The sequence below is a fragment of the Burkholderia perseverans genome (assembly GCF_022870505.1).
Classification (GTDB): Bacteria; Pseudomonadota; Gammaproteobacteria; order Burkholderiales; family Burkholderiaceae; genus Burkholderia; species Burkholderia plantarii.
Genome location: NZ_CP045093.1, coordinates 502,081 through 522,895, shown reverse-complemented (window position 1 = coordinate 522,895; position 20,815 = coordinate 502,081). Strand labels below are relative to the sequence as shown.

Genomic DNA, 20,815 nt, shown 5'->3' with positions numbered 1-20,815 from the left:
CTGCCTCAGTACGCTGCGCCTCGGTACCTTGCTTCAGGCGCCCAGCTCGCCGGCCGCGGCGCGCCGTGCGGCCGCGTGCAGCTCGCGCACCGTGTCGAGCGAGAACGTGCCGAGCGCGGCGCGCACCTCGTCGAGCGTGGCCTGCGTGACGGCGCGCGCGCGCTCGGTGCCCTCGGCCAGCACCTCGATCACGTAGCCGGGATCGGCCGCGAGCCGCGCGCGCCGCTCGCGGATCGGCCCGACGAACGCCTGCAGCTTCTCTTCCAGCCGCCGCTTGACCACCATGTCGCCGAGCCCGCCCGCGCGATAGGCGGCCTTCAGGCGCTCGACCTCGGCCACGTCCTCGTCGAACGCGTCGAGATAGGTGAACACGACGTTGCCCTCGACGGTGCCGGGGTCCGACGCGCGCAGGTGGTTCGGATCGGTATACATCTGCCGGACAGCCGCGCGGATCGCGTCCTCGGGCGCGGCCAGCGCGATCGCGTTGCCGAGCGACTTGCTCATCTTCGCGGTGCCGTCGATGCCAGGCAGCCGGCCGAGCGTGGGGATCAGCGCCTCGACCTCGGGCAGCAGCTCGCGCCCGGTCTGGCGGTTCAGGCGCCGCACGATTTCGTTGGTCTGCTCGATCAGCGGCGCCTGATCCTCGCCCACCGGCACGACGTGCGCGCGAAAGCCGGTGATGTCGGCCGCCTGCGCGACCGGATAGCAGAGGAAGCCGGCCGGGATGTCGCGGCCGAAGCCGCGCGCGTGGATCTCGTCCTTGATGGTGGGGTTGCGCTCCAGCCGCGAGACGGTCACGAAGTTCAGATACAGCAGCGTCAGCTCGGCCAGCGCGGGCAGCGCCGACTGCACGGCGATCGTGCTCTTGGCCGGATCGATGCCGACCGCCAGATAGTCGAGCGCGACCTCGAGCACGTTGCGGCGCACCTTGTCGGGATCATGCGCGTTGTCGGTCATCGCCTGCGTGTCGGCGATCAGGATGGTCTGCTGGTGGGTGTCCTGCAGTTGCAGCCGCGTGCGCAGCGAGCCGACGTAATGGCCCAGATGCAGCGGGCCGGTGGGACGGTCGCCCGTCAGCACGACGGGCAGCGGGGTGGCGGGTGCCTGGAGGTCGGACATGGAAAGGCTCTCCGGAGAAAACCGCCGCGGCGCCCGGGGCAACGGATGTCCAGATCCGTGTCGGCCAAACCGCGGCGGACAGGGTCGTGACTCACACGAAACGATGCCGCGCCGTCAGGAGCGGCGCCAGCGGCAAGCGAGGCTGCGGGTGGTCGGAATCGTATGCATCGCGCTAGGGTGCCACAGAACGGCGCCGCGCGGCGCATCGCCCTGCGCGCGGCCCGGCATTGCGCAAGGATGGGCGCGATTTCCGCCGCGATGCTTCGGGCTGCGAATGAGGCTTGCAAGCGTCATGCGTCATGCGGCATACGTCGTGGCTCGATCGAACGCCGTCACGGGCGATTCATCGATGCAGGAAGACGGGAAGAATCGGGGGAGGTCGGGCGGATCGCGTCGTGACGACGGCATGCTGAGCGCAACCGCGCCGGACAGCCCATCACGCATGAGGCTGAATACAGGAGGCGCGCAAAAAGCGCCGGCTTCGACGCCGCCGCATCGAAGCCGGCGAAAAGCCGGACCGGCGCGACGCTCGCCTCGGAGAGCGTCGCCGCGCCGGTCCTAACCGGGTGACAGCCGGCTTACTCCGAACGGCCGTTGCGCAGGCGCGCGATGCCGAGCGGATTCGACTCGCGCAGGCTTTCCGGCAGCAGCGATTCCGGGAAGTCCTGGTAGCAGACCGGGCGCAGGAAACGATCGATCGCGGTCGCGCCGACCGAGGTCGTCATCGCGTTCGAGGTGGCCGGGAACGGGCCGCCGTGGACCATCGCGTCACACACCTCGACGCCGGTCGGGAAGCCGTTCACGAGCAGGCGGCCGGCCTTGCGTTCGAGGATCGGCAGCAGCTTGCGGGCCGCTTCCACGTCGGCGTCGTCGATCTGTAGCGTGGCCGTGAGCTGGCCTTCGAGCGATTCGAGCACGGTCGCGACTTCGTCGAAATCGCGGCAGCGCACGATCAGCGAGGCCGGGCCGAACACTTCATCGCGCAGCGCGTGCTCGCGCAGGAAGGTCTGCGCGTCCACGTCGAACAGCGCGCCCGACAGCGCGCAGCCGCCCTCGCCCGCGCCGCCGGTGCCGAGCTGGCGCACGCCGGCCGCTTCCTGCAGCTTCGCGCGGCCGGTGCGGTACGCGTCGGCGATGCCGCGCGTGAGCATGGTGCCGGCCGGCTTGCCGCCGAGCGCGGCGGACGCGGCCTGCGAGAACGCGTCGAGTTCGGGGCCGTCCACGGCGATCACGAGGCCCGGGTTCGTGCAGAACTGGCCCACGCCCATCGTCAGCGAATCGATGAAGCCCTGCGCGATCTTCTCGCCGCGCGCCGCGAGCGCGGCCGGGAACATCACGAACGGGTTGATGCTGCTCATTTCCGCGTAGACGGGAATCGGCTCGGGGCGCGCGTTCGCGAGGTTGACGAGCGCGAGGCCGCCCTGGCGCGAGCCGGTGAAGCCGACCGCCTTGATCGCCGGATGCTTGACGAGCGCGGCGCCGATCACGCGGCCCGGGCCCATCAGCAGCGAGAACACGCCGGCCGGCATGTTGCTGCGCGCCACGGCGCGCTGGATCGCGCGGCCGACCAGCTCGGAGGTGCCGAGGTGGGCTTCGTGCGCCTTGACGATCACCGGGCAGCCGGCCGCCAGCGCGGAGGCCGTGTCGCCGCCCGCCACCGAGAACGCGAGCGGGAAGTTGCTGGCGCCGAACACGGCCACCGGGCCGAGCGGCACCTTCTGCAGGCGCAGGTCGGCGCGCGGCAGCGGGGTGCGCTCCGGCATCGCCGGATCCACCGAGGCGCGCAGGAAATAACCGTCGCGCACCACGCGCGCGAACATCCGCAGCTGGCCGACCGTGCGGCCGCGCTCGCCCTGCAGGCGCGCGGCGGGCAGGCCCGTCTCGGCCTGCGCGCGCTCGATCAGCGCGTCGCCGAGTTCGAGGATCTCGTCGGCGATCGCCTCCAGGAACGCCGCGCGGCGCTCGAGCGGCTCGGCGCGGTACGCATCGAACGCCTGCTGCGCGAGCGCGCAGGCACGCTCGACTTCGGCCTCGCTACCGGTGCCGAAAGCCGGCTCGGCAATGGTTTCGCCGCGCGTCGGGTCGAACGCATGCACCGTGCCGGCCGTGCCCTTCACCGCTTCGGCGCCGATCAGCATCTCACCTGTCAATTGCATCGCTATGCTCCGTCAGTCGAAAAAAGATTCGTGTCGCGCATTGTAGCCCAACAGATACGATGACTGACTAGAAGAATCGCCACGGCCGGAGCGGGATCGATTCCGATCATTTCATTGAGTGAAAAGGGATTATTGCGACGGATAGAGCAGAGGGAAAACCCTGCTAGGCGCCTCGCGGCCACGGTCCTACACTTCCAAGTTGTACGACGACGTATCAGTCATGCGTCAGATCGATCGTACCCAGACAAATAAACAGATTCTTCTCGCGCTCTCGCCAGGACACTCATGGAAGCGACCCGCACCGCCAATCCGGCCACCACGGTCAAACGGACCGCCGTCCGCTACTGGATCCTGCTGATGATCTTCGTCGTGACGACGCTGAACTACGCGGATCGCGCGACGCTGTCGATCACCGGCACCTCGATGCGCAAGGAGTTCGGCATCGACGCGGTGCAGATGGGCTACATCTTCTCGTCGTTCAGCTGGGCCTACGTGCTCGCGCAGCTGCCGAGCGGCTGGCTGCTCGACCGCTTCGGCGCGCGCCGCGTGTACGCGGGCAGCATCTTCCTCTGGTCGCTGTTCACGCTGCTGCAGAGCACGATCGGCTTCGCCGGCAGCGCCACGCTGGCGGTGGCCGCGCTGTTCGTGCTGCGCTTCGCGGTGGGGATCGCCGAGGCGCCGGCGTTCCCGGCCAACGCCAAGGTGGTGGCGAGCTGGTTCCCGACCAGCGAGCGCGGCACCGCGTCGGCGATCTTCAACGCGGCGCAGTATTTCGCGGCCGTGCTGTTCACGCCGCTGATGGCCTGGCTCACGCACGCGTTCAGCTGGCACCAGGTGTATCTGTGGCTCGGCCTGGCCGGCATGGCGCTCGCGCTGCTGTGGATGCGCGTGGTGCGCAGCCCGGCCGATCATCCGCGCGTGAACCAGGCCGAGCGCGAGCACATCGAGCAGGGCGGCGGCGTGATCGAGACGAGCGGCAGGACGCCGGCCGGCGGCGCGCCCGAGCGGCTCGCGGGCTGGTTCTACGTGCGCCAGCTGCTCGGCAACCGGATGCTGATCGGCGTCTACCTCGGCCAGTACTGCATCAACGTGCTCACCTACTTCTTCCTGACCTGGTTCCCGATCTACCTCGTGCAGGCGCGTGGCATGTCGATCCTGAAGGCCGGCGTGCTGGCCTCGCTGCCGGCCATCTGCGGCTTCCTGGGCGGGGTGCTGGGCGGCATGCTGTCGGACGGCATGATCAGGCGCGGCGTGTCGCTGACGCGCGCGCGCAAGATCCCGATCATCGGCGGCATGCTGCTGTCGATGGCGATCATCGGCTGCAACTACGTGGACAGCGCCGCGCTCGTGATCGCGCTGATGGCGCTGTCGTTCTTCGGCAAGGGCATCGGCTCGCTCGGCTGGGCGGTGGTGGCCGACACGGCGCCGAAGGAGGCGATCGGCCTGTCGGGCAGCCTCTTCAACATGTTCGGCAACGCGGCCGGGATCGTCACGCCAATCGTGATCGGCTACCTGGTGGGCGCGAGCGGCTCGTTCAACGGCGCGCTGCTGTTCGTCGGGCTCAACGCGCTGGTGACGGTGCTCTGCTACCTCGTGATCGTGAAGGACATCACGCGCGTGACGCTGCGCAAGGCACCCGGGCGCTGACGCAATGATGAAGGGCCGGCGCGGCGGGGGCCGTGCGCCGGCAAGACTGCAGGCCGCGGTGGCAGGGGCGAATCGATGATTCGCGCTTGTCGCCGCGGCCTGCGTCGTTTGGGAGGCGGCGCGGCGTGCTCCGCTGTCGGAAGCGTGGAAGGCAACCTTCCCCGCGCGAAGCACCGCTCGAACCACCGTGTCCGCCTCGCGCTCTAACCGCCACCGCCACCGCCACCGCCACCGCCACCGCCACCGCCACCGCCACCACCGCCACCACCACCGACGGCCCGCACCCGCGTCGCGGATCGCGTTGTCGACGAGGTGGTTGACGAACACGCGCCGCGTGTCGGGATTGCCCGGCACCACCAGCATGCCGCCCCCACGGCGCGCCACTGGCGCCGCAGTCGGTCCACGCCCTGAGCCCGCGCGGCAGCGCCGCCGCGAATCGTCCTGGTCCCGTCGTCCTGTTTCGCAACACACGCGAACGACACCCCTCACGCGTTCTCGCCTTCGGCCGCCCGCCATCCCGCCTTGATTGTTTCGAGTGGATCAATACCGCATGCAATTTTTGAAAGCATTCGTTTACAAATCATTACAGCGTCACTAGAATCCAGAACGCAATCAAGAATCATTCTCACTAAGGCCGGCACTCGAGCCGAACAGTCGTTCGATTCGGCGATACCGCTTTCGATACCACCGCTCTCTCGCCCATGTCCAGACGCTTCCCTACCCGGCCCGGCCAGCTCGCGCCCGCGCTCGCCTGCTCCGTGTTCCTCGCCCCGCTCGTCGCGATCGCCCAGACGGCGCCCTCCGCCACGTCTCCTGATCAGGCATCGGCCGCCTCGCCTGCCGCCGCTTCTCGTTCGCACGACACTTCGCAGTCCTCTTCAATCCGCAACGGCAGGCTGCCGACGATCTCGGTGGACGCGCAGTCGGACATGCAGGTGCGCTCGCTGCCGTCCTACAAGTTCACGGCGCCGCTGCTCGACACGCCCCGCTCGGTCACGGTGATCCCCGAGGCCGTGATGCGCGAGAAGAACGTGACCACGTTCACCGACGCGCTGCGCACCGTGCCCGGCATCACCTTCATCGGCGGCGACGCCGCCGCGAACCCGTCGGCGGACCGCCCCGTGATCCGCGGCTTCGAATCGCGCAACTCGATCTTCGTGGACGGCATGCGCGACTCGGGCGTGCAGAACCGCGAGACCTTCGACATCGAGCAGATCAGCGTCATCAAGGGACCCGATTCGGTCTACGCGGGACGCGGCTCGGTGGGCGGCAGCATCGACATCGTCACGAAGGCGCCGAAGAACGACAACTTCACGAACGGCAGCATCGGCTTCGGCACCGACAGCTACAAGCGCGCCACGCTCGACGTGAACCGCAAGCTCAACGACACCACCGCCGTGCGCCTGAACGTGATGGGCAACGACGCCGACCAGGCGGGCCGCACCGACGTCTACAGCAAGCGCTGGGGGATCGCGCCGTCGGTCACGTTCGGCCTGAACACGCCCACCCAGGTCACCGTCAGCTACTACCACCTGAACACCTGGGACATGCCCGACTTCAGCGTGCCGTTCGGCAAGAGCGGCACGCCGATCCCGTCCGACCGCGGCCTGTTCTACGGACTCAACACGCGCGACTACCGCAACAGCCAGACCGACACGGCCGAAGTGCGCGTCGAGCACCGTCTCGACAGCGGCTGGAAGCTGCGCAACACCACGATGTTCGGCCGCTCGACGCTCGACTACGTCGGCACCAATCCGCAACTGAGCTCGAAGGAGCCGGGCATGATCAGCCTGCAGGCCAAGAGCGGCAAGTACGCGACCAACAGCATCGCCAACCAGACCGAGCTGACCGGCAAGGCCACGCTGTTCGGCATGGAGCACACGCTGACGGGCGGCATCGAGTTCAGCCATGAGCAGAGCCGCTACGAGGGCTACCTGGTAGCCGATGCGCAGGGCAACAACATCCGCACCGGCGGCCCCTGCACGGTCGCCTTCGACTGCACGCCGATCGGCAGCTGGAACCCGGACAACCCGTGGACCGGCAACCTGATCCTGAACGGCGACAAGGGCTTCCCCGGCCCGACCATCAACACGCGCACCGACATCGCATCGGCCTACCTGTTCGACACGGTGCGGCTCTCCGAGCGCTGGCGCTTCAACGCGGGCCTGCGCTTCGACCGCTACGACGTGCGCGCGCAGCAGGCCGGCACCGCCGACCTGACGAACACCTCGAACCTGTTCAGCTACCAGTTCGGCCTCGTCTTCAAGCCGATCGAGACCGTGAGCCTCTACACCTCCTACGGCACCTCGGCCAACCCGCCCGGCGCGAACGCCGGCCTCGGCGGCGGCAGCGACCAGATCAGCGTGAAGAACCAGAATCTTTCCCCCGAGCGGGCGCGCAACATCGAGGTGGGCGCGAAGTGGGACGTGCTCGACCAGCGCCTGTCGCTGACCACCGCGCTGTTCCAGACCGACAAGACCAACACGCAGGTTTCCGACGGCCTCGGCAACACCATCAACGCCGGCTCGCAGCGCGTGCGCGGCTTCGAGTTCGGCTTCGCCGGCGACGTCACGAGCAAGTGGCACCTGTTCGGCGGCTACTCGTACCTGAACGGCGTGACCACCAACGCCGGCGCCGGCAACCCGGGCGGCTCGGGCCTGCCGATGCTGATGGTGCCGAAGCACAACTTCACGCTGTGGACCAGCTACGACGTGATCCCGAAGCTGACGATCGGCGCGGGCGCGACGGTGTCGAGCCTGACCTACGCGTCGGTGTCGGCCACCGCGCGCAAGTGGACGCCCGGCTATGCCCGCTTCGACGCGGCGGCCACCTATCACGTGACGAAGTCGATCGACCTGCAGCTGAACGTGCAAAACCTGTTCGACAAGAAGTACTACGCGAGCGCCTACCCGATCTACGCGACCTGGGCACCGGGCCGCTCGGCGATGCTGACGCTGAACTTCTACGAGTAAACACGGCATGCCCGCCACCCGGCGGGCTCTCGCATCTCGCCTGCCTTCGCATGCGGGCCGCTCGGGGTACGCCCGGGGCGGCCCGGCTTCGTGACTGCTCGCCGCTTCGGAACCGGCAAGGCACGCGTGGTCGGCGTACCATGAGCGACGCCGCAACCGGCCGCGCGACGCCGCGCAGCGTCGTGCATCCACCCGCCCCGCCACAACGACGTCGCGCCGGACCGCCGGCTCGCGTGGTGCGCCATGCCTCGCCCGACAGGAACAGGAACCCGGAACATGACGGACGCTTCACGCCCGGCTTCGCCCTCCACCGATACGCGCTACGTGATCGGCATCGACGTCGGCACCGGCAGCGCGCGCGCCGGCATCTTCGACGCGGCCGGCCGCATGGCGGCCTCGGCGCAGCACGAGATCAGCGTGTTCCATGAGCCCGGCGCGATCGTCGAGCAGTCGAGCGGCGAGATCTGGCGCGCCGTCTGCGCGGCGGTGCGCTCGGCGCTCGCGCAGGCGGCGCTGTCGCCCGCGCAGGTCGCCGGCATCGGCTTCGACGCGACCTGCTCGCTGGTGGTGCTCGGCGACGGCGGACGGCCGCTGCCGGTCGGCCGGTCCGGGCAGGCCGGGCGCGACGTCATCGTCTGGATGGACCACCGCGCGCTCGCGCAGGCCGAGCGGATCAATGCGGGCGGCCACGCGGTGCTCGACTACGTCGGCGGCCGGATCTCGCCGGAGATGCAGACGCCGAAGCTGCTGTGGCTGCGCGAGCAGCGCCGGGCCGTGTTCGACGCCGCGTGGCAGTTCCTCGACCTGACCGACTTCCTGACCTGGCGCGCCACCGGCGACCTCGCGCGCTCGACCTGCACCGTCACCTGCAAGTGGACCTATCTCGCGCACGAGCGGCGCTGGGACGACGGCTATTTCCGCGCGATCGGCCTCGGCGTGCTGGCCGACGAAGGCTTCGCGCGGATCGGCGAGCGCGTGGTGGAGCCCGGCACGCCGCTCGGCGCCGGGCTCACCGCGCAGGCCGCGGCCGAACTCGGCCTCGCACCGGGGACGCCGGTGGCCGCCGGCCTGATCGACGCGCATGCGGGCGGCCTCGGCACGGTGGGCGCGGACGGCGAGCCCGAGGCCTGCCTCGCCTACGTGTTCGGCACCTCGTCCTGCACCATGACGACCACGCGCGAGCCGGTGTTCGTGCCCGGCGTCTGGGGGCCGTACTTCTCGGCGATGGTGCCCGCCGCATGGCTCAACGAGGGCGGCCAGTCGCTGGCCGGCGCCGCGATCGAGCGGCTGCTCGCGATGCATCCGGCCGCCCCGCAGGCGCAGCAGGCCGCCGCGCAGGCCGGGCAGTCGCTGCCGGAGTGGCTCGCGGCGCGGGCGGCGGAGGCAGCGGAGCTTGCCGAGGCGGCGGCTTCGGCTTCGGAAGGCGTGTCGGCCGCCGCGCGGCTGGCCGCCGGCCTGCACGTGGTGCCCGAGTTCCTCGGCAACCGCGCGCCGTTCGCCGATCCGCACGCGCGCGCCGTGATCGCCGGGCTCGGCATGGACACCGGCGTCGCGAGCCTCGTCGCGCTCTACGTGGCCGGCATCGCCAGCCTCGGCTACGGGCTGCGCCAGATCATCGAGGCGCAGGCGGCGGCCGGCGCGCCGGTGGCGCGGCTCGTGATCAGCGGCGGCGCGGGGCGGCTCGACCTGGTGCGCCAGCTGCTCGCCGACGCCACCGGCAAGCCGCTGCACGCCACCGAAGCCGGGGAGCCGGTGCTGCTCGGCGCCGCGATGCTGGGCGGCGTGGCCGGCGGCCTGCACGGCGACGTGCGCGCCGCGATGCGGGCGATGTCGCGGATCGGCCGCCGCTATACACCCGCCGGCGGCGACCTCGCGGCGCTGCACGCGGCGCGCTATCGCGCGTTCGAGCGGCTGCAGCAGGTCGCGCGCGAGATCCGCGAGATCGGGTAGGCCCGCGGACCGGCAAGCGGCGTGATCGAACGCGGCAAGCCGTCAGGCAGCGATCGCGAACAGCACGATGGCGGCGTGAAAAACCGCCCCGGAACCGCCGACACCACCGCCGCGCGCCGCGCCATCGTGCTGTCACACAAGGCGTGTCTGATTCCACCATCCCTTGCTGTCTCCTGCGTCGCGCACGGCCGGCTGTTCCCCGCGCGGCGTCCGTCCCGTCGTCGAGGCTCATCGAGATGAAAGAACGCCCGCTGCTCGAATTCGCGCAGCACCCCGTCGAGGACCGTCTGGTCCACGTCGACGAGTTCTGCCTCGACCTGCCGCTGCTGCGCGGCCTGGCGCGCTGCCCGCTCTGCTCGGGCGTGCTGCGCGTGGTGCAGCTGCGCGATCGCAGCCAGGCGCGCCGCTTCGTCCATGCGGCCGGGCCGTTCGCGCGCTGCCCGCTGGTCAGCGACGCGGTGTCCAATCCGCTCGCCGTCGGCGTCGGGCCGCCGCTGACCGAGCGCGCGCGGCAGCTGCGCGCGAGCTTCTTCCAGCAGTGGCAGCGGCATCTGCACACCATCCGGCAGACCGCGAGCGCGTTCCAGGTGGCGCGCTTCACCTGCGCGATCGAGCATGCCGACGTGCTGAAGCTGTGGGCGTGGCCGACGCTCGCGCAGCGCGACATCCCCTACGTGATGCTGGTGCTGACCGATTTCATCGCCGCGCCGCCGACCGAGAAGCAGGCGGCCTGGATCCGTTTCTGGTTCGATGCGTCGGTGCAGCAGATCGGCGACCTCGGCAAGCCGGGCCGGATGGTGCCGCGCCTGTTCCGGCTGCGCTACAAGCGGCCGCGCATGTCGAAATACCCGAGCGTGCGGCACCTGATCGACTGCCAGCAGGTGCCGATGGGCGCGCACGAGATCGCCGATCCGGCCGCGCTGCTGACGGGCGCCGACGACGTGTCCGCGTTCGAATCGTTCGCACAGCGCATGGCGCGGTTGCCGGGGGATTGAGCGGGCGCCGGCGGCGGCAGTGGATGGCGATACCGTCCAAATTCAAAATGATCGGCTCGATCGATTCGAACCGCGATTATTCCGCGCGCGCTTCAAAGCGCGTTCACCGAAGCCGGTGAGATAAAAATAAAACCCTGTCCCGGACAACTTGTTAATGTCTGATTCGATCCGGCATGGCAATGCCATCCGGATCGTCAATTCAAATTCAATATCGACTTCCGGGGCCATCATGACGAACAAGTTATTTCTATACAGCAACGACGCAGCCAACGCCGATACGCTGAGAATGTTCCGAAACAAGGGTTACGATGCCGTCGCGCTGACCAGCGACCCGGCCTTCTTCTGGCAGCAGATCGACAAGGTCGCTTCCGGCGGCTATCTCACCATCATGAGCCACGGCGACAGCAATGGCTTTCTGATGGTCGAGGGCACCAGCGGCAAGGACATGACCGACGCGGAAATCACGAGTTTCGGGGGGAAACTGAAAACCGCCAACGTGACGCTGTACCTATTGTCGTGTCACACCGGCAGCGATCCGTTCTGCGCGAAACTGACGAAAACCAGCTGCAAGTTCGCCGCGCCGAAGGGTTACGCATTGGCGAACGGCACTTCGCAATCGCTTTCGGTGTTGTCCGTCACCGATCCCAAAGCCTCGCCATTGACTTATCCGGGCTGGGGCGGCGATCCGGCGCTCTACCCGAACCGCCCCAACAAGGCGCTCGACATCAAGTAGCCATCGCGCCGTCGGCCGGCACGCCCGCTCAGGTATAGAGCGACGGCTCCGGCAGCTCGCCGGTCAGCGCGTGGCGGCCGAGGTCGCGCAGCCGGTAGTCGAGCGGATCGTGCAGCGTGTGCGTGCGCGCGTTGCGCCAGAAGCGGTCGAGCGCGAGCGGCGCGGCCGTGGCGCGCGCGCCGCAGGCATCGAACAGCGCCTCGCCCGACTCCAGCGCGGCCCGCTGCGCCACCACCTTCGCCTCCGACACGGCCAGCGAGACCTCGGCGCGCGCCTCGGCCGTCAGCGCCTGGCCGCGGTCCCAGGCGCCCTGCAGCGCGCGCGCGGCGCGATCGGCGAGCGCCTCGGCCGCCACCGCCTGCACCCGCATCTCGCCGAAGCGCTGCAGCGTGTACGGATCGTCCTGCGCCCGCTCGACGCCCGAATGGATCCACGGCCGGCCGCGCGTGCCCACGTACTCGCGCGCCTCGGCGAGCGCCCCCTCGGCCAGCCCGACGAACAGGTTGGTCAGCACCAGTTGCGAGACCAGCGTGCGCAGCGTCGCGCGCGGCGTGGGCGGCGCCTCCGAGCGATGCAGCACCTCGTCCGGCTCGATGCGCACGCTATTGAACGACACGCTGCCGCTGTCGGTCTGGCGCTGGCCGATCGGATCCCAGTCGTCGTGGACCGTGATGCCGTCGCGCGCGGTCGGCACCACCGCGAACACCGGCTTGCCGGCGGCCGGATCGTGTGCCGAGATCGTCATGCGCGACGAGCCGCGCGTGCCGGAGCAGAAGCTCTTGATGCCGTCGAGCCGGTAGCCGCCGTCGGCCTCCTGGCGCGCGACCAGCCGCGTGTCGAGCGAATTGACGGCGTTGCCCCACCACCAGCCCTGCTCGACCGTGCCGCGCAGATAGCGCTCGCGCTGCGCGTCGCTGCCCCATACCTCCACGCTGACGATCTGCAGCACCTGGAAGCCGACCAGATGCGCGAGCGCGCTGTCGACGCGCGCGAGCGCGCGAATCGTCTGATAGACGATCGGCCATTCGGCCTCCTGGCCGCCGAACGCGCGCGGCACCGCCAGTGTCTGCAGGCCCACGGCGGCCATCCACTGCTTCTCGCGCGCGGCATGGCCGCCGCGCCGGTCGCGCTCGGCCGCGCTCGCGCGCAGCGCGACGATCAGCTCGCCGAAGGTGCGCGGGGCGTCGGGATCGGCCGCCGCGGCGGTCGACGAATGGAGTTTACTCATCGGGTAACAGGCTCCCTGCCGTTGGATGCTGGACGTTTGAGGTCTGAGGAATCGGAACGATGGCGCACCGCCGCGCGAACCCGGTCGATCGGGCTCCCTATCGCCGGCGCGCTGTCGTAAACACCGATATTGCCGTGCCCGGGATGGCCGGAAAACCGGCGGCGGGCCCGCGGGCCGATGATAGACGCGAACACCGGGCCCGGTCCAACAAGCGATGCGTAAATGGAAATCGGCGAAAACGATAAGCGAGGCGGCCACGCTACGGCACGGTTTTTCATACTGTCAGCGATTTGCCGTTGCGTTTGAAAGCTGCTATCCATGAATGACCGGGATCGTCAAATCCGGCGCGGCAACCGACGGGGCGACGTACCCCATTACCAGACGCGGCGGGTGCCATCCCGCGGCGGCGAGTTCAGCAAGCGAGACCGACCATGACTCACGCATATGCTTCGACGTCCATTTCCCCTGCACTCCTGATCGATCGGCGCGCGAGGCCGCGCAGCGGCCGGGCGCCCGGCGCGTTTCGCCGCTTCGCGTCGGCCGCCTGCTCGCTGATGGCCTCGCTGCTGGTGGCAAGCGGCAGCGCCCACGCAACCGACCTCGTCGTGCCCGCGTATTTCTATCCATCCGGCTCGGGCGCGACCGCCTGGAACACGCTCGCGGCCAACGCGGCCTCGGTGCCGCTCACGGCCATCGTCAACCCGGACAGCGGCCCGGGCACGGCGGCCGACCCCGCCTACACCAGCGCGATCGCGAAGGTGCGCGCGGCGGGCGGCAAGGTGATCGCCTACGTCCATACCTCGTATGGCGCCCGTTCGCTGTCCGACGTGACGGCCGACATCAACAAGTACCTGGCGTTCTACGCGGTGGACGGCTTCTTCATCGACGAGATGGCCAACGACAGCACGAGCGCCCACGTCCAGTACTACCAGTCGCTCTACAACTACATCAAGGGGCTCTCGCCGGGCTATCAGGTGGTCAACAATCCCGGCACGAACCTGCCCGAGATCTACGCGAGCCTGCCGGTGGCGGACCGCTTCGTCGTCTACGAGGACAAGCAGGCCAACTACGCCGGCTTCGTGCCGGACGCCTGGCAGGCCGCCTACGGCGCGAACCGCTTCATCCATATCGTCTACAACGCGACCTCGTCGCAGCTGACCGGCGATCTGCAGCTCGCCGCGGCCAACGGCGCGGGCGGCGTCTACATCACCTCGCTGAAGCTGCCGAATCCGTACAACGGGCTGCCGTCGTACTGGTCGCAGGAAGTGTCGGCGGTCGCGGCGCTCAATCCGGCGCCTGCCGCCGCAGACGGCAAGCACACCCGGATCGCCTTGGCGCGGCCGGGCGGCAGGGGGCGCTGAAGCGCCGGGTGGCGGCACGGATGTAACAGCGTAAAGGCTGTATTTTATAAAAACAGCCTTTACGCTGTATGTTGTGACAACAGTCTTCAGGCTGTAGGATGTCACGATCCAACGTTCGCGCCGCGCGCCCTCATCGTGGACTATCCCGTCAAGACACCCGCCCAGTTGCGTCCCCTGCTGCAAGGCTTCCGCAAGACGGCGGGGCTCACGCAGGCCGCCATGGCCGAACGGCTCGGCGTCACACAGCAGACCTACGCGCGCCTCGAAGCCGATCCGACCCGCGCGAGCGTCGAACGGCTGTTCCGCGTGATGCGCGTGCTCGGCATCGAAATGAAGCTGAGCGGCGCGGCGCCGGAAGCGGCCGAACCGCACGCCGGCCATGACGTCACGCCGCCTTCGTCGGCCACCGGCGCCGAACCGGCCGCCCCCGCGGCCGGCGGCCGGCGCGGCAGCGATACGCCGCGCGAGGACTGGTAACCCCCATGCCACGCGCCTCTCACGCCACGCGCCTCGCGCTCTGGATGAACGGCATCGAGGTCGGCTACTGGGAGCGGATCCAGGGTGTCGACCGCCTCGCTTACGCGCCGGGCTGGCTCGACGATCCGCAGCGCCGCCCGCTGTCCCTGTCGCTGCCGTTCCGCCCCGGCAACCTGCCCTACCAGGGCGCCGCCGTGGCGAACTACTTCGACAACCTGCTGCCCGACAGCGACGCCATCCGCCGCCGCCTCGCGCAGCGCTACGCCGCGCGCGACACCACGCCGTTCGCGCTGCTCGAGGCGGTGGGGCGCGACTGCGTCGGCGCCCTGCAGTTGCTGCCGGAAGGCCAGCCCCCCACCGGTCTGAAACGGATCGCGGGCACGCCGCTCGACGAGGCCGCAATCGCGCAATGGCTGCGCGCGCTGCCGCTCGTCGCGGGCACCGGCCGCGACGCGGCCAGCCATGACCTGCGCCTGTCGATCGCCGGCGCGCAGGAGAAAACCGCGCTGCTCTGGCACGACGGCCAATGGCTGCGCCCCGAAGGCAGTACGCCCACCACGCACATTCTCAAGCTGCCGCTCGGCCTCGTGGCCGGCCTCGGCGCCGATCTGCGCACCTCGGTCGAGAACGAATGGCTCTGCGCGCTGCTGGTGGCCGCCTACGGGCTGCCCGTCGCGCCATGCGGCATCGGCCGGTTCGGGGATCAAAAGGCGCTCGTGGTCGAACGTTTCGATCGGCGCCCCTCGGCCGACGGCAACTGGCTCGTGCGCCTGCCGCAGGAGGATCTGTGCCAGGCCACCGGCACGTCGGGCCTGAACAAATACGAAGCCGATGGCGGCCCCGGCATCGACACGGTCATGGACATCCTGGCCGGCTCGATCGACGCGGCGCTCGACCGGCGCCGCTTCTTCACGACACAACTCGTGTTCTGGCTGCTCGCGGCCGCCGACGGCCACGGCAAGAATTTCAGCATCGCGCACCTGCCCGAAGCGCGCTACCGGGCCACGCCGCTCTACGACGTCCTGTCGTTTCATCCGATCCTGGGGCGCCGCGCCGGGCAGATCGCGCCGCAGCGCCTGCGCATGGCGATGGCCGTGCGCGGCACGCACAAGCATTACGGCTGGCAGGAAATCCGCACGCGCCACTGGATCGCGCAGGGGCGCCGCTGCGGTCTGGGCGAGCAGACGGTGCGTGCGCTGATCGGCGAACTCGTGGCCGCGACGCCGCGCGTGATCGACGAGGTCGCGGCGCTGCTGCCGGCCGACTTCCCCGGCGACCTCGCCGAGGCGATCTTCGGCGGCCTGCGCGCGCAGGCCCGCCAAATGGAAACGGGCCTCTGAAGGCCCGTTCCGATACTTCACCCACGCCAGTCATCGCGACGCGGCAGCCTGCATGAAACACACGCCGCCGCGCCCCGAGCCTCAGCGCTGCGCCACCGCCTGCGTGGCCGACGATGCAGCGGACGAAGCAGCCACCGGCGCCGCGGCCGCCTGCGGCGTCCCCCAGCCACCGCCGAGCGCGCGGATCAGGTTCACCGTCGAGACCGCCTGCGCGCCCGTCAGCTGGTTCGCCTGAAGCTGCGACTGCAGCACCGTGCGCTCGCTGTCGATCACGTCGAGATAGGCGATCTGCCCTTCCTGATACTGCGTGCGCGACAGCTTCGCCGCGCGCTGCGAGGCGCTCACGGCATCGCCCTGCGCCCGGATCTGGTCGTCGAGCAGGCGCAGGTCGGAGAGGTTGTCCTCGACCTCGCGGAACGCGACCAGCACCTGCTGCCGGTAGTTCGCGACCTGTTCCTCGTAGGACGCGCGCGCCTGCTGCACGCCGGCGCTGCGCCGGCCGCCGTCGAACAGCGGCAGCGTGAGCGCGGTACCGGCGAACGGCCCGAGCAGGAACGTGCGGCTCGACCACATGAACAGGTCGCCGAGCGTGGACGCCTCATAACCGAACGCGCCGGAGATGTTGAGCTTCGGGAAATACGCCGACTTCGCGAGGCCGATCCGCGCGTTGGCGGCGGCCATCGCGCGCTCGGCCGCGGCCACGTCGGGGCGCCGCTCCAGCAGCGCCGACGGCAGGCCCGGCGGGATCTTCAGCGTGACCGGCACGATCGGCGCCTCCTTGAAGCCGAAATCGGCCGGCGCCTTGCCGAGCAGGATCGCGAGCGCATGCTCGGAAGCCGCGCGGCGGCGCGCGACGCCGACCGCGTCGGCCTGCGCGCTGGCCAGCTCGTTCTTCGCGCGCGACACGTCGAGATCGTCGATGTCGCCCTCGCTGAAGCGCCGCTGCGTGAGCTTCAGCGATTCCTCGCGCAGCGCCACCGTGCGCCGGTACAGGTCTTGGTCCGAATCGAGCTGGCGCAGTTCGAAGTAGTTCTGCGCGACGTCGGCCTGCAGCGCGAGCCGCACCGACTGGAACAGCGCCTCGCTCTGCGCGGCGTCGGCGCGCGAGGCCTCGACGTTGCGGCTGACGCTGCCGAACAGGTCGGCCTCGTAGGACACCGTGCCCTGCGCGCGCCACAGCGTGGCGTTGATCGGCCCGGAGCCCTGCGGCTGGAACTGCGAGGCCGACGACACGCCTTCGCGCGTCGGCCCGAAGCCCGCGTCGAGCGACGGGAACCACGCCGAGCGCGCGGCGCGCGTGGCGGCGCGCGCTTCCTGCACGCGCGCGGCGGCGGCCTTCAGGTTCTGGTTCGCGTCGAGCGCCTGCTGTTCGAGCGCGTCGAGCGCCGGGTCGCCGAACACCTTCCACCATTCGCCGCGCTGCCCGGCGTCGGCCGGCTCGGCCGGCTTCCAGGTGCCGGCCTGCTCGCCGGCGGCGAGCGTCGGCGCTTCCTTGAACGCGGCGGGCGTGGCCGCCTCGGGCCGCTTGTAGTCGGGCCCGACCGCGCAGGCCGCGAGCAGCGCGGCCGTCAGCGTGCTCAGGCCGGCCAGCTTCGCGAGCCGCAGGATGGTCTTGTCGTTTTTCATGATCGATTCCTCAAGCGTCCGCGGCCGATACGTCGTACCGCGAATTGTCCTTCTGCGCGACGTGGATCTTGCCGCCGGCCAGCGTGCGCAGCACCACGTAGAACACCGGCGTCAGCATCAGCCCGAACAGCGTCACGCCGAGCATGCCGAAGAACACCGCCACGCCCATCGCATGACGCATCTCGGCACCGGCGCCGGTCGAGACCACCAGCGGCACCACGCCCATGATGAACGCGATCGAGGTCATCAGGATCGGGCGCAGCCGCAGTCGGCTCGCCTCGACGGCGGCCTGGAACGGCGTGCGGCCGTCGTGTTCGAGCTCGCGCGCGAACTCCACGATCAGGATCGCGTTCTTGGCCGACAGCCCCACCAGCACCATCAGGCCGATCTGCGTGAAGATGTTGTTGTCGCCCTGCGTGAGCCACACGCCGGTCAGCGCGGACAGCAGGCTCATCGGCACGATCAGGATCACCGCGAGCGGCAGCGTCAGGCTTTCATACAGCGCCGCGAGCACCAGGAACACCAGCAGCACGCTGATCGGGAAGATCACGAGCCCGGCGTTGCCGGCCAGGATCTGCTGGTACGTCAGGTCGGTCCATTCGAACTTCACGCCGCGCGGGAAGGTCTGCGCCGCGATCCGCTCCACCGCCGCCTGTGCCTGGCCCGACGAGTAGCCCGGGGCCGGGCCGCCGTTCACGTCGGCCGCCGTGTAGCCGTTGTAGCGCACCACCATTTCCGGCCCGAAGGTCGGCGTGACGGTGACGAGCGACGACAGCGGCACCATCTCGCCGGCGGCGTTGCGCGTCTTCAGCAGGCCGATGTCGTCGGGCTTCTGGCGATACTGCGCGTCGGCCTGCACGCGCACCTGATACACGCGTCCGAAGCGGTTGAAGTCGTTCACGTAGAGCGAGCCGAGATACACCTGCATCGTGTCGAACACGTCGGTCACGTTCACGCCGAGCTGCTTGGCCTTCACGCGGTCCAGGTCGACGTTGAGCTGCGGCACGTTGATCTGGTAGCTGGTGAACAGCGGGCCCAGTTCCGGCGCCTGCTGCGCGCGCTTGATGAAGTCCTGCGTGGCGTCGGCCAGCCGCGCGTAGCCCACCGCGCCGCGATCCTCGACCTGCATCTTGAAGCCGCCCAGCGTGCCGAGCCCGAGCACCGGCGGCGGCGGGAACACGGCGACGAACGAATCCTTGATGCCCGCGTACTGCTGGTTCAGCGCGCCCGCGATCGCGCCGGCCGACAGCGCCTTGCCGTGGCGCTGGTCGAACGGCTTGAGCGTGACGAACACGATGCCGGCGCTCGAGCTGTTGGTGAAGCCGTTCACCGACAGGCCCGGGAACGCCACCGCGCTCTGCACGCCCGGCTGCTTCAGCGCGATCGAGCCCATCTGGCGGATCACCTGCTCGGTGCGGTCGAGCGAGGCGCCGTTGGGCAGCTGCGCGAACGCGATCAGGTATTCCTTGTCCTGCGCCGGCACGAAGCCGCCCGGCACGATCCGGCCCATCAGCACCGCCGCGCCGAGCAGCACCGCGTAGACGCCGAGCATCAGCGTCTTTCTCGACAGCACGCCGCGCACGCCGCGCCCGTAGCTCTCGGCGCCGCGATGGAACACCGCGTTGAAGCGGCGGAAAAAGCCGCCGAGCACGCGGTTCATCACGCGCGTGAGCCAGTCCGGCTTCTCGTCGTGGCCCTTCAGCAGGATCGCCGAGAGCGCCGGCGAGAGCGTCAGCGAGTTGAACGCCGAGATCACCGTCGAGATCGCGATGGTCATCGCGAACTGCTTGTAGAACTGGCCGGTCAGGCCCGACATGAACGCGAGCGGCACGAACACGGCCACCAGCGTCAGCGCGATCGCGATGATCGGCCCGCTCACCTCGCGCATCGCCTTGTAGGTGGCTTCGCGCGCGCTGAGGCCGGCCTCGATGTTGCGCTCGACGTTCTCCACCACCACGATCGCGTCATCCACCACGATCCCGATCGCCAGCACCATCCCGAACAGCGACAGCGCGTTGATCGAATAGCCGAACATCAGCAGCAGCGAGAAGGTACCGATGATCGACACCGGCACCGCGATCAGCGGAATGATCGAGGCGCGCCAGGTCTGCAGGAACACGATCACGACGATCACCACCAGCGCGATCGCCTCCAGCAGCGTGTGGACCACCGCCTTGATCGACGACCGTACGAACTGCGTCGGGTCGTAGACGATCCGGTATTCGACGCCGGCCGGGAAGTCCTGCTTCAGCTCCTCCATGGTGGCGCGCACCTGGTCGGAGATCTGCAGCGAGTTCGCGCCCGGCGACTGGTTGATCGCCATCGCCACCGCCGGCTGGTTGTCGAGCAGCGAGCGCAGGCCGTATTCGGAGGCGTCCAGATCGACGCGGCCGAGGTCGCGCAGCCGCGTGACCGCGCCGTCCGGCGCCGTCTTCACGACGATGTTGCCGAACTCGTCCTCGGTCTGCAGGCGCCCGCGCGCGTTCACCGACAGCTGCAGCGGCGTGCCGGGGATCGACGGCGACGCGCCGATCACGCCGGCGGCCACCTGCACGTTCTGCTCGCGGATCGACCTGACCACGTCGTCGGCGGTCAGGCCGCGCTCGGCCACCTTCTGCGGATCGAGCCAGACGCGCATCGCGTAGTCGCCCGCGCCCCACAGCTGCACCTGGCCCACGCCCTGGATCCGCGACAGGCGGTCCTTCACGTTGATCAGCGCGTAGTTGCGCAGGTAGGTCATGTCGTAGCGGTTGTCCGGCGAGATCAGGTGGACCACCATGGTCAGCGTCGGCGAGCTCTTGACGGTCGTCACGCCGAGCCGCTGCACGTCCTCCGGCAGGCGCGGCAGCGCCTGGTTCACGCGGTTCTGCACGAGCTGCGTGGCCTTGTCCGGATCGGTGCCGAGCTTGAACGTGACGGTGATCGTCACGTTGCCGTCGCTGTTCGCCTGGGACTGCATGTAGAGCATGTCCTCGACGCCGTTGATCTGCTCCTCGATCGGCGAGGCCACCGTCTCGGCGATCACCTTCGGGTTCGCGCCCGGGTACTGCGCCTTGACGATCACCGACGGCGGCACGACTTCCGGATACTCGGAAATCGGCAGCATGAACATCGCGATGACGCCGCCCAGCAGGATCAGGACGGATAGGACTCCTGCAAAGATCGGACGATCAATGAAGAATTTGGATATGTTCATGAAAAACTCTGTTCT

The 20,815-nt window shown here is 69.4% G+C and carries 13 protein-coding genes; 8 read left to right on the top strand and 5 right to left on the bottom strand.

Going from position 1 to position 20,815, the window contains the following annotated elements:
- Window positions 1–33: 33 nt before the first annotated feature.
- Together trpS and BpN12_RS02185 are read right to left on the bottom strand one after the other, a co-directional pair.
- Entirely contained in the window at window positions 34–1,119 is a 1,086-nt protein-coding gene (gene trpS, locus BpN12_RS02190; RefSeq protein WP_246793647.1) for a tryptophan--tRNA ligase, read from the bottom strand.
- Window positions 1,120–1,697: 578 nt separating this feature from the next.
- A complete protein-coding gene (locus BpN12_RS02185) occupies window positions 1,698–3,275 on the bottom strand; it encodes an aldehyde dehydrogenase (NADP(+)) (RefSeq protein ID WP_246793646.1) in 1,578 nt (525 codons plus the stop codon).
- 285 nt (window positions 3,276–3,560) lie between these two features.
- Between BpN12_RS02185 and BpN12_RS02180 the strand changes: the two genes are divergently transcribed.
- The 5 genes from BpN12_RS02180 (at window position 3,561) to BpN12_RS02160 (ending at window position 11,572) form a co-directional block, all read left to right on the top strand.
- Window positions 3,561–4,922: an MFS transporter gene (locus BpN12_RS02180; RefSeq protein ID WP_246793645.1), complete on the top strand. Its 1,362-nt coding sequence runs from the start codon at window positions 3,561–3,563 to the stop codon at window positions 4,920–4,922.
- 701 nt (window positions 4,923–5,623) lie between these two features.
- Window positions 5,624–7,894, top strand: coding sequence for a TonB-dependent receptor (locus BpN12_RS02175; protein WP_246793644.1), 2,271 nt, complete (start codon window positions 5,624–5,626; stop codon window positions 7,892–7,894).
- A gap of 276 nt (window positions 7,895–8,170) precedes the next feature.
- Window positions 8,171–9,844 (top strand): FGGY-family carbohydrate kinase, encoded by a 1,674-nt coding sequence (locus tag BpN12_RS02170; protein WP_246793643.1) that lies wholly within the window; start codon window positions 8,171–8,173, stop codon window positions 9,842–9,844.
- Between the two features lie 236 nt (window positions 9,845–10,080).
- Window positions 10,081–10,839 (top strand): hypothetical protein, encoded by a 759-nt coding sequence (locus tag BpN12_RS02165; protein WP_246793642.1) that lies wholly within the window; start codon window positions 10,081–10,083, stop codon window positions 10,837–10,839.
- Window positions 10,840–10,993: 154 nt separating this feature from the next.
- The gene (locus BpN12_RS02160; RefSeq protein ID WP_246793641.1) at window positions 10,994–11,572 is read left to right on the top strand and encodes a hypothetical protein; all 579 of its coding nucleotides are present in this window, start codon (window positions 10,994–10,996) and stop codon (window positions 11,570–11,572) included.
- 28 nt (window positions 11,573–11,600) lie between these two features.
- Here BpN12_RS02160 and BpN12_RS02155 read toward each other — a convergent pair whose 3' ends face one another.
- Window positions 11,601–12,800 (bottom strand): acyl-CoA dehydrogenase family protein, encoded by a 1,200-nt coding sequence (locus BpN12_RS02155; protein ID WP_246793640.1) that lies wholly within the window; start codon window positions 12,798–12,800, stop codon window positions 11,601–11,603.
- A gap of 431 nt (window positions 12,801–13,231) precedes the next feature.
- On the opposite strand from BpN12_RS02155, the gene BpN12_RS02150 reads away from it, so the two are divergent.
- The 3 genes from BpN12_RS02150 to BpN12_RS02140 all read left to right on the top strand — a co-directional run bounded on the left by BpN12_RS02150 (window position 13,232) and on the right by BpN12_RS02140 (window position 15,978).
- Window positions 13,232–14,161, top strand: coding sequence for a spherulation-specific family 4 protein (locus BpN12_RS02150; protein ID WP_246793639.1), 930 nt, complete (start codon window positions 13,232–13,234; stop codon window positions 14,159–14,161).
- 135 nt (window positions 14,162–14,296) lie between these two features.
- Entirely contained in the window at window positions 14,297–14,638 is a 342-nt protein-coding gene (locus BpN12_RS02145; protein WP_246793638.1) for a helix-turn-helix transcriptional regulator, read from the top strand.
- Between the two features lie 5 nt (window positions 14,639–14,643).
- Window positions 14,644–15,978 (top strand): type II toxin-antitoxin system HipA family toxin, encoded by a 1,335-nt coding sequence (locus BpN12_RS02140; protein ID WP_246793636.1) that lies wholly within the window; start codon window positions 14,644–14,646, stop codon window positions 15,976–15,978.
- Window positions 15,979–16,059: 81 nt separating this feature from the next.
- Here the strand turns inward: BpN12_RS02140 and BpN12_RS02135 are convergent, their stop codons facing one another.
- Window positions 16,060–17,604, bottom strand: a complete 1,545-nt coding sequence (locus BpN12_RS02135; protein ID WP_246793635.1) for an efflux transporter outer membrane subunit — start codon at window positions 17,602–17,604, stop codon at window positions 16,060–16,062.
- Window positions 17,605–17,614: 10 nt separating this feature from the next.
- The gene (locus BpN12_RS02130) at window positions 17,615–20,800 is read right to left on the bottom strand and encodes an efflux RND transporter permease subunit (RefSeq protein WP_246793634.1); all 3,186 of its coding nucleotides are present in this window, start codon (window positions 20,798–20,800) and stop codon (window positions 17,615–17,617) included.
- Between the last annotated feature and the right edge of the window lie 15 nt (window positions 20,801–20,815).

Bases quoted from the DNA above. Each gene is read 5' to 3' on its own strand.
- trpS (WP_246793647.1), bottom strand. From the start codon at position 1,119: ATGTCCGACCTCCAGGCACCCGCCACCCCGCTGCCCGTCGTGCTGACG.
- BpN12_RS02185 (WP_246793646.1), bottom strand. From the start codon at position 3,275: ATGCAATTGACAGGTGAGATGCTGATCGGCGCCGAAGCGGTGAAGGGC.
- BpN12_RS02180 (WP_246793645.1), top strand. From the start codon at position 3,561: ATGGAAGCGACCCGCACCGCCAATCCGGCCACCACGGTCAAACGGACC.
- BpN12_RS02175 (WP_246793644.1), top strand. From the start codon at position 5,624: ATGTCCAGACGCTTCCCTACCCGGCCCGGCCAGCTCGCGCCCGCGCTC.
- BpN12_RS02170 (WP_246793643.1), top strand. From the start codon at position 8,171: ATGACGGACGCTTCACGCCCGGCTTCGCCCTCCACCGATACGCGCTAC.
- BpN12_RS02165 (WP_246793642.1), top strand. From the start codon at position 10,081: ATGAAAGAACGCCCGCTGCTCGAATTCGCGCAGCACCCCGTCGAGGAC.
- BpN12_RS02160 (WP_246793641.1), top strand. From the start codon at position 10,994: ATGTCTGATTCGATCCGGCATGGCAATGCCATCCGGATCGTCAATTCA.
- BpN12_RS02155 (WP_246793640.1), bottom strand. From the start codon at position 12,800: ATGAGTAAACTCCATTCGTCGACCGCCGCGGCGGCCGATCCCGACGCC.
- BpN12_RS02150 (WP_246793639.1), top strand. From the start codon at position 13,232: ATGACTCACGCATATGCTTCGACGTCCATTTCCCCTGCACTCCTGATC.
- BpN12_RS02140 (WP_246793636.1), top strand. From the start codon at position 14,644: ATGCCACGCGCCTCTCACGCCACGCGCCTCGCGCTCTGGATGAACGGC.
- BpN12_RS02135 (WP_246793635.1), bottom strand. From the start codon at position 17,604: ATGAAAAACGACAAGACCATCCTGCGGCTCGCGAAGCTGGCCGGCCTG.
- BpN12_RS02130 (WP_246793634.1), bottom strand. From the start codon at position 20,800: ATGAACATATCCAAATTCTTCATTGATCGTCCGATCTTTGCAGGAGTC.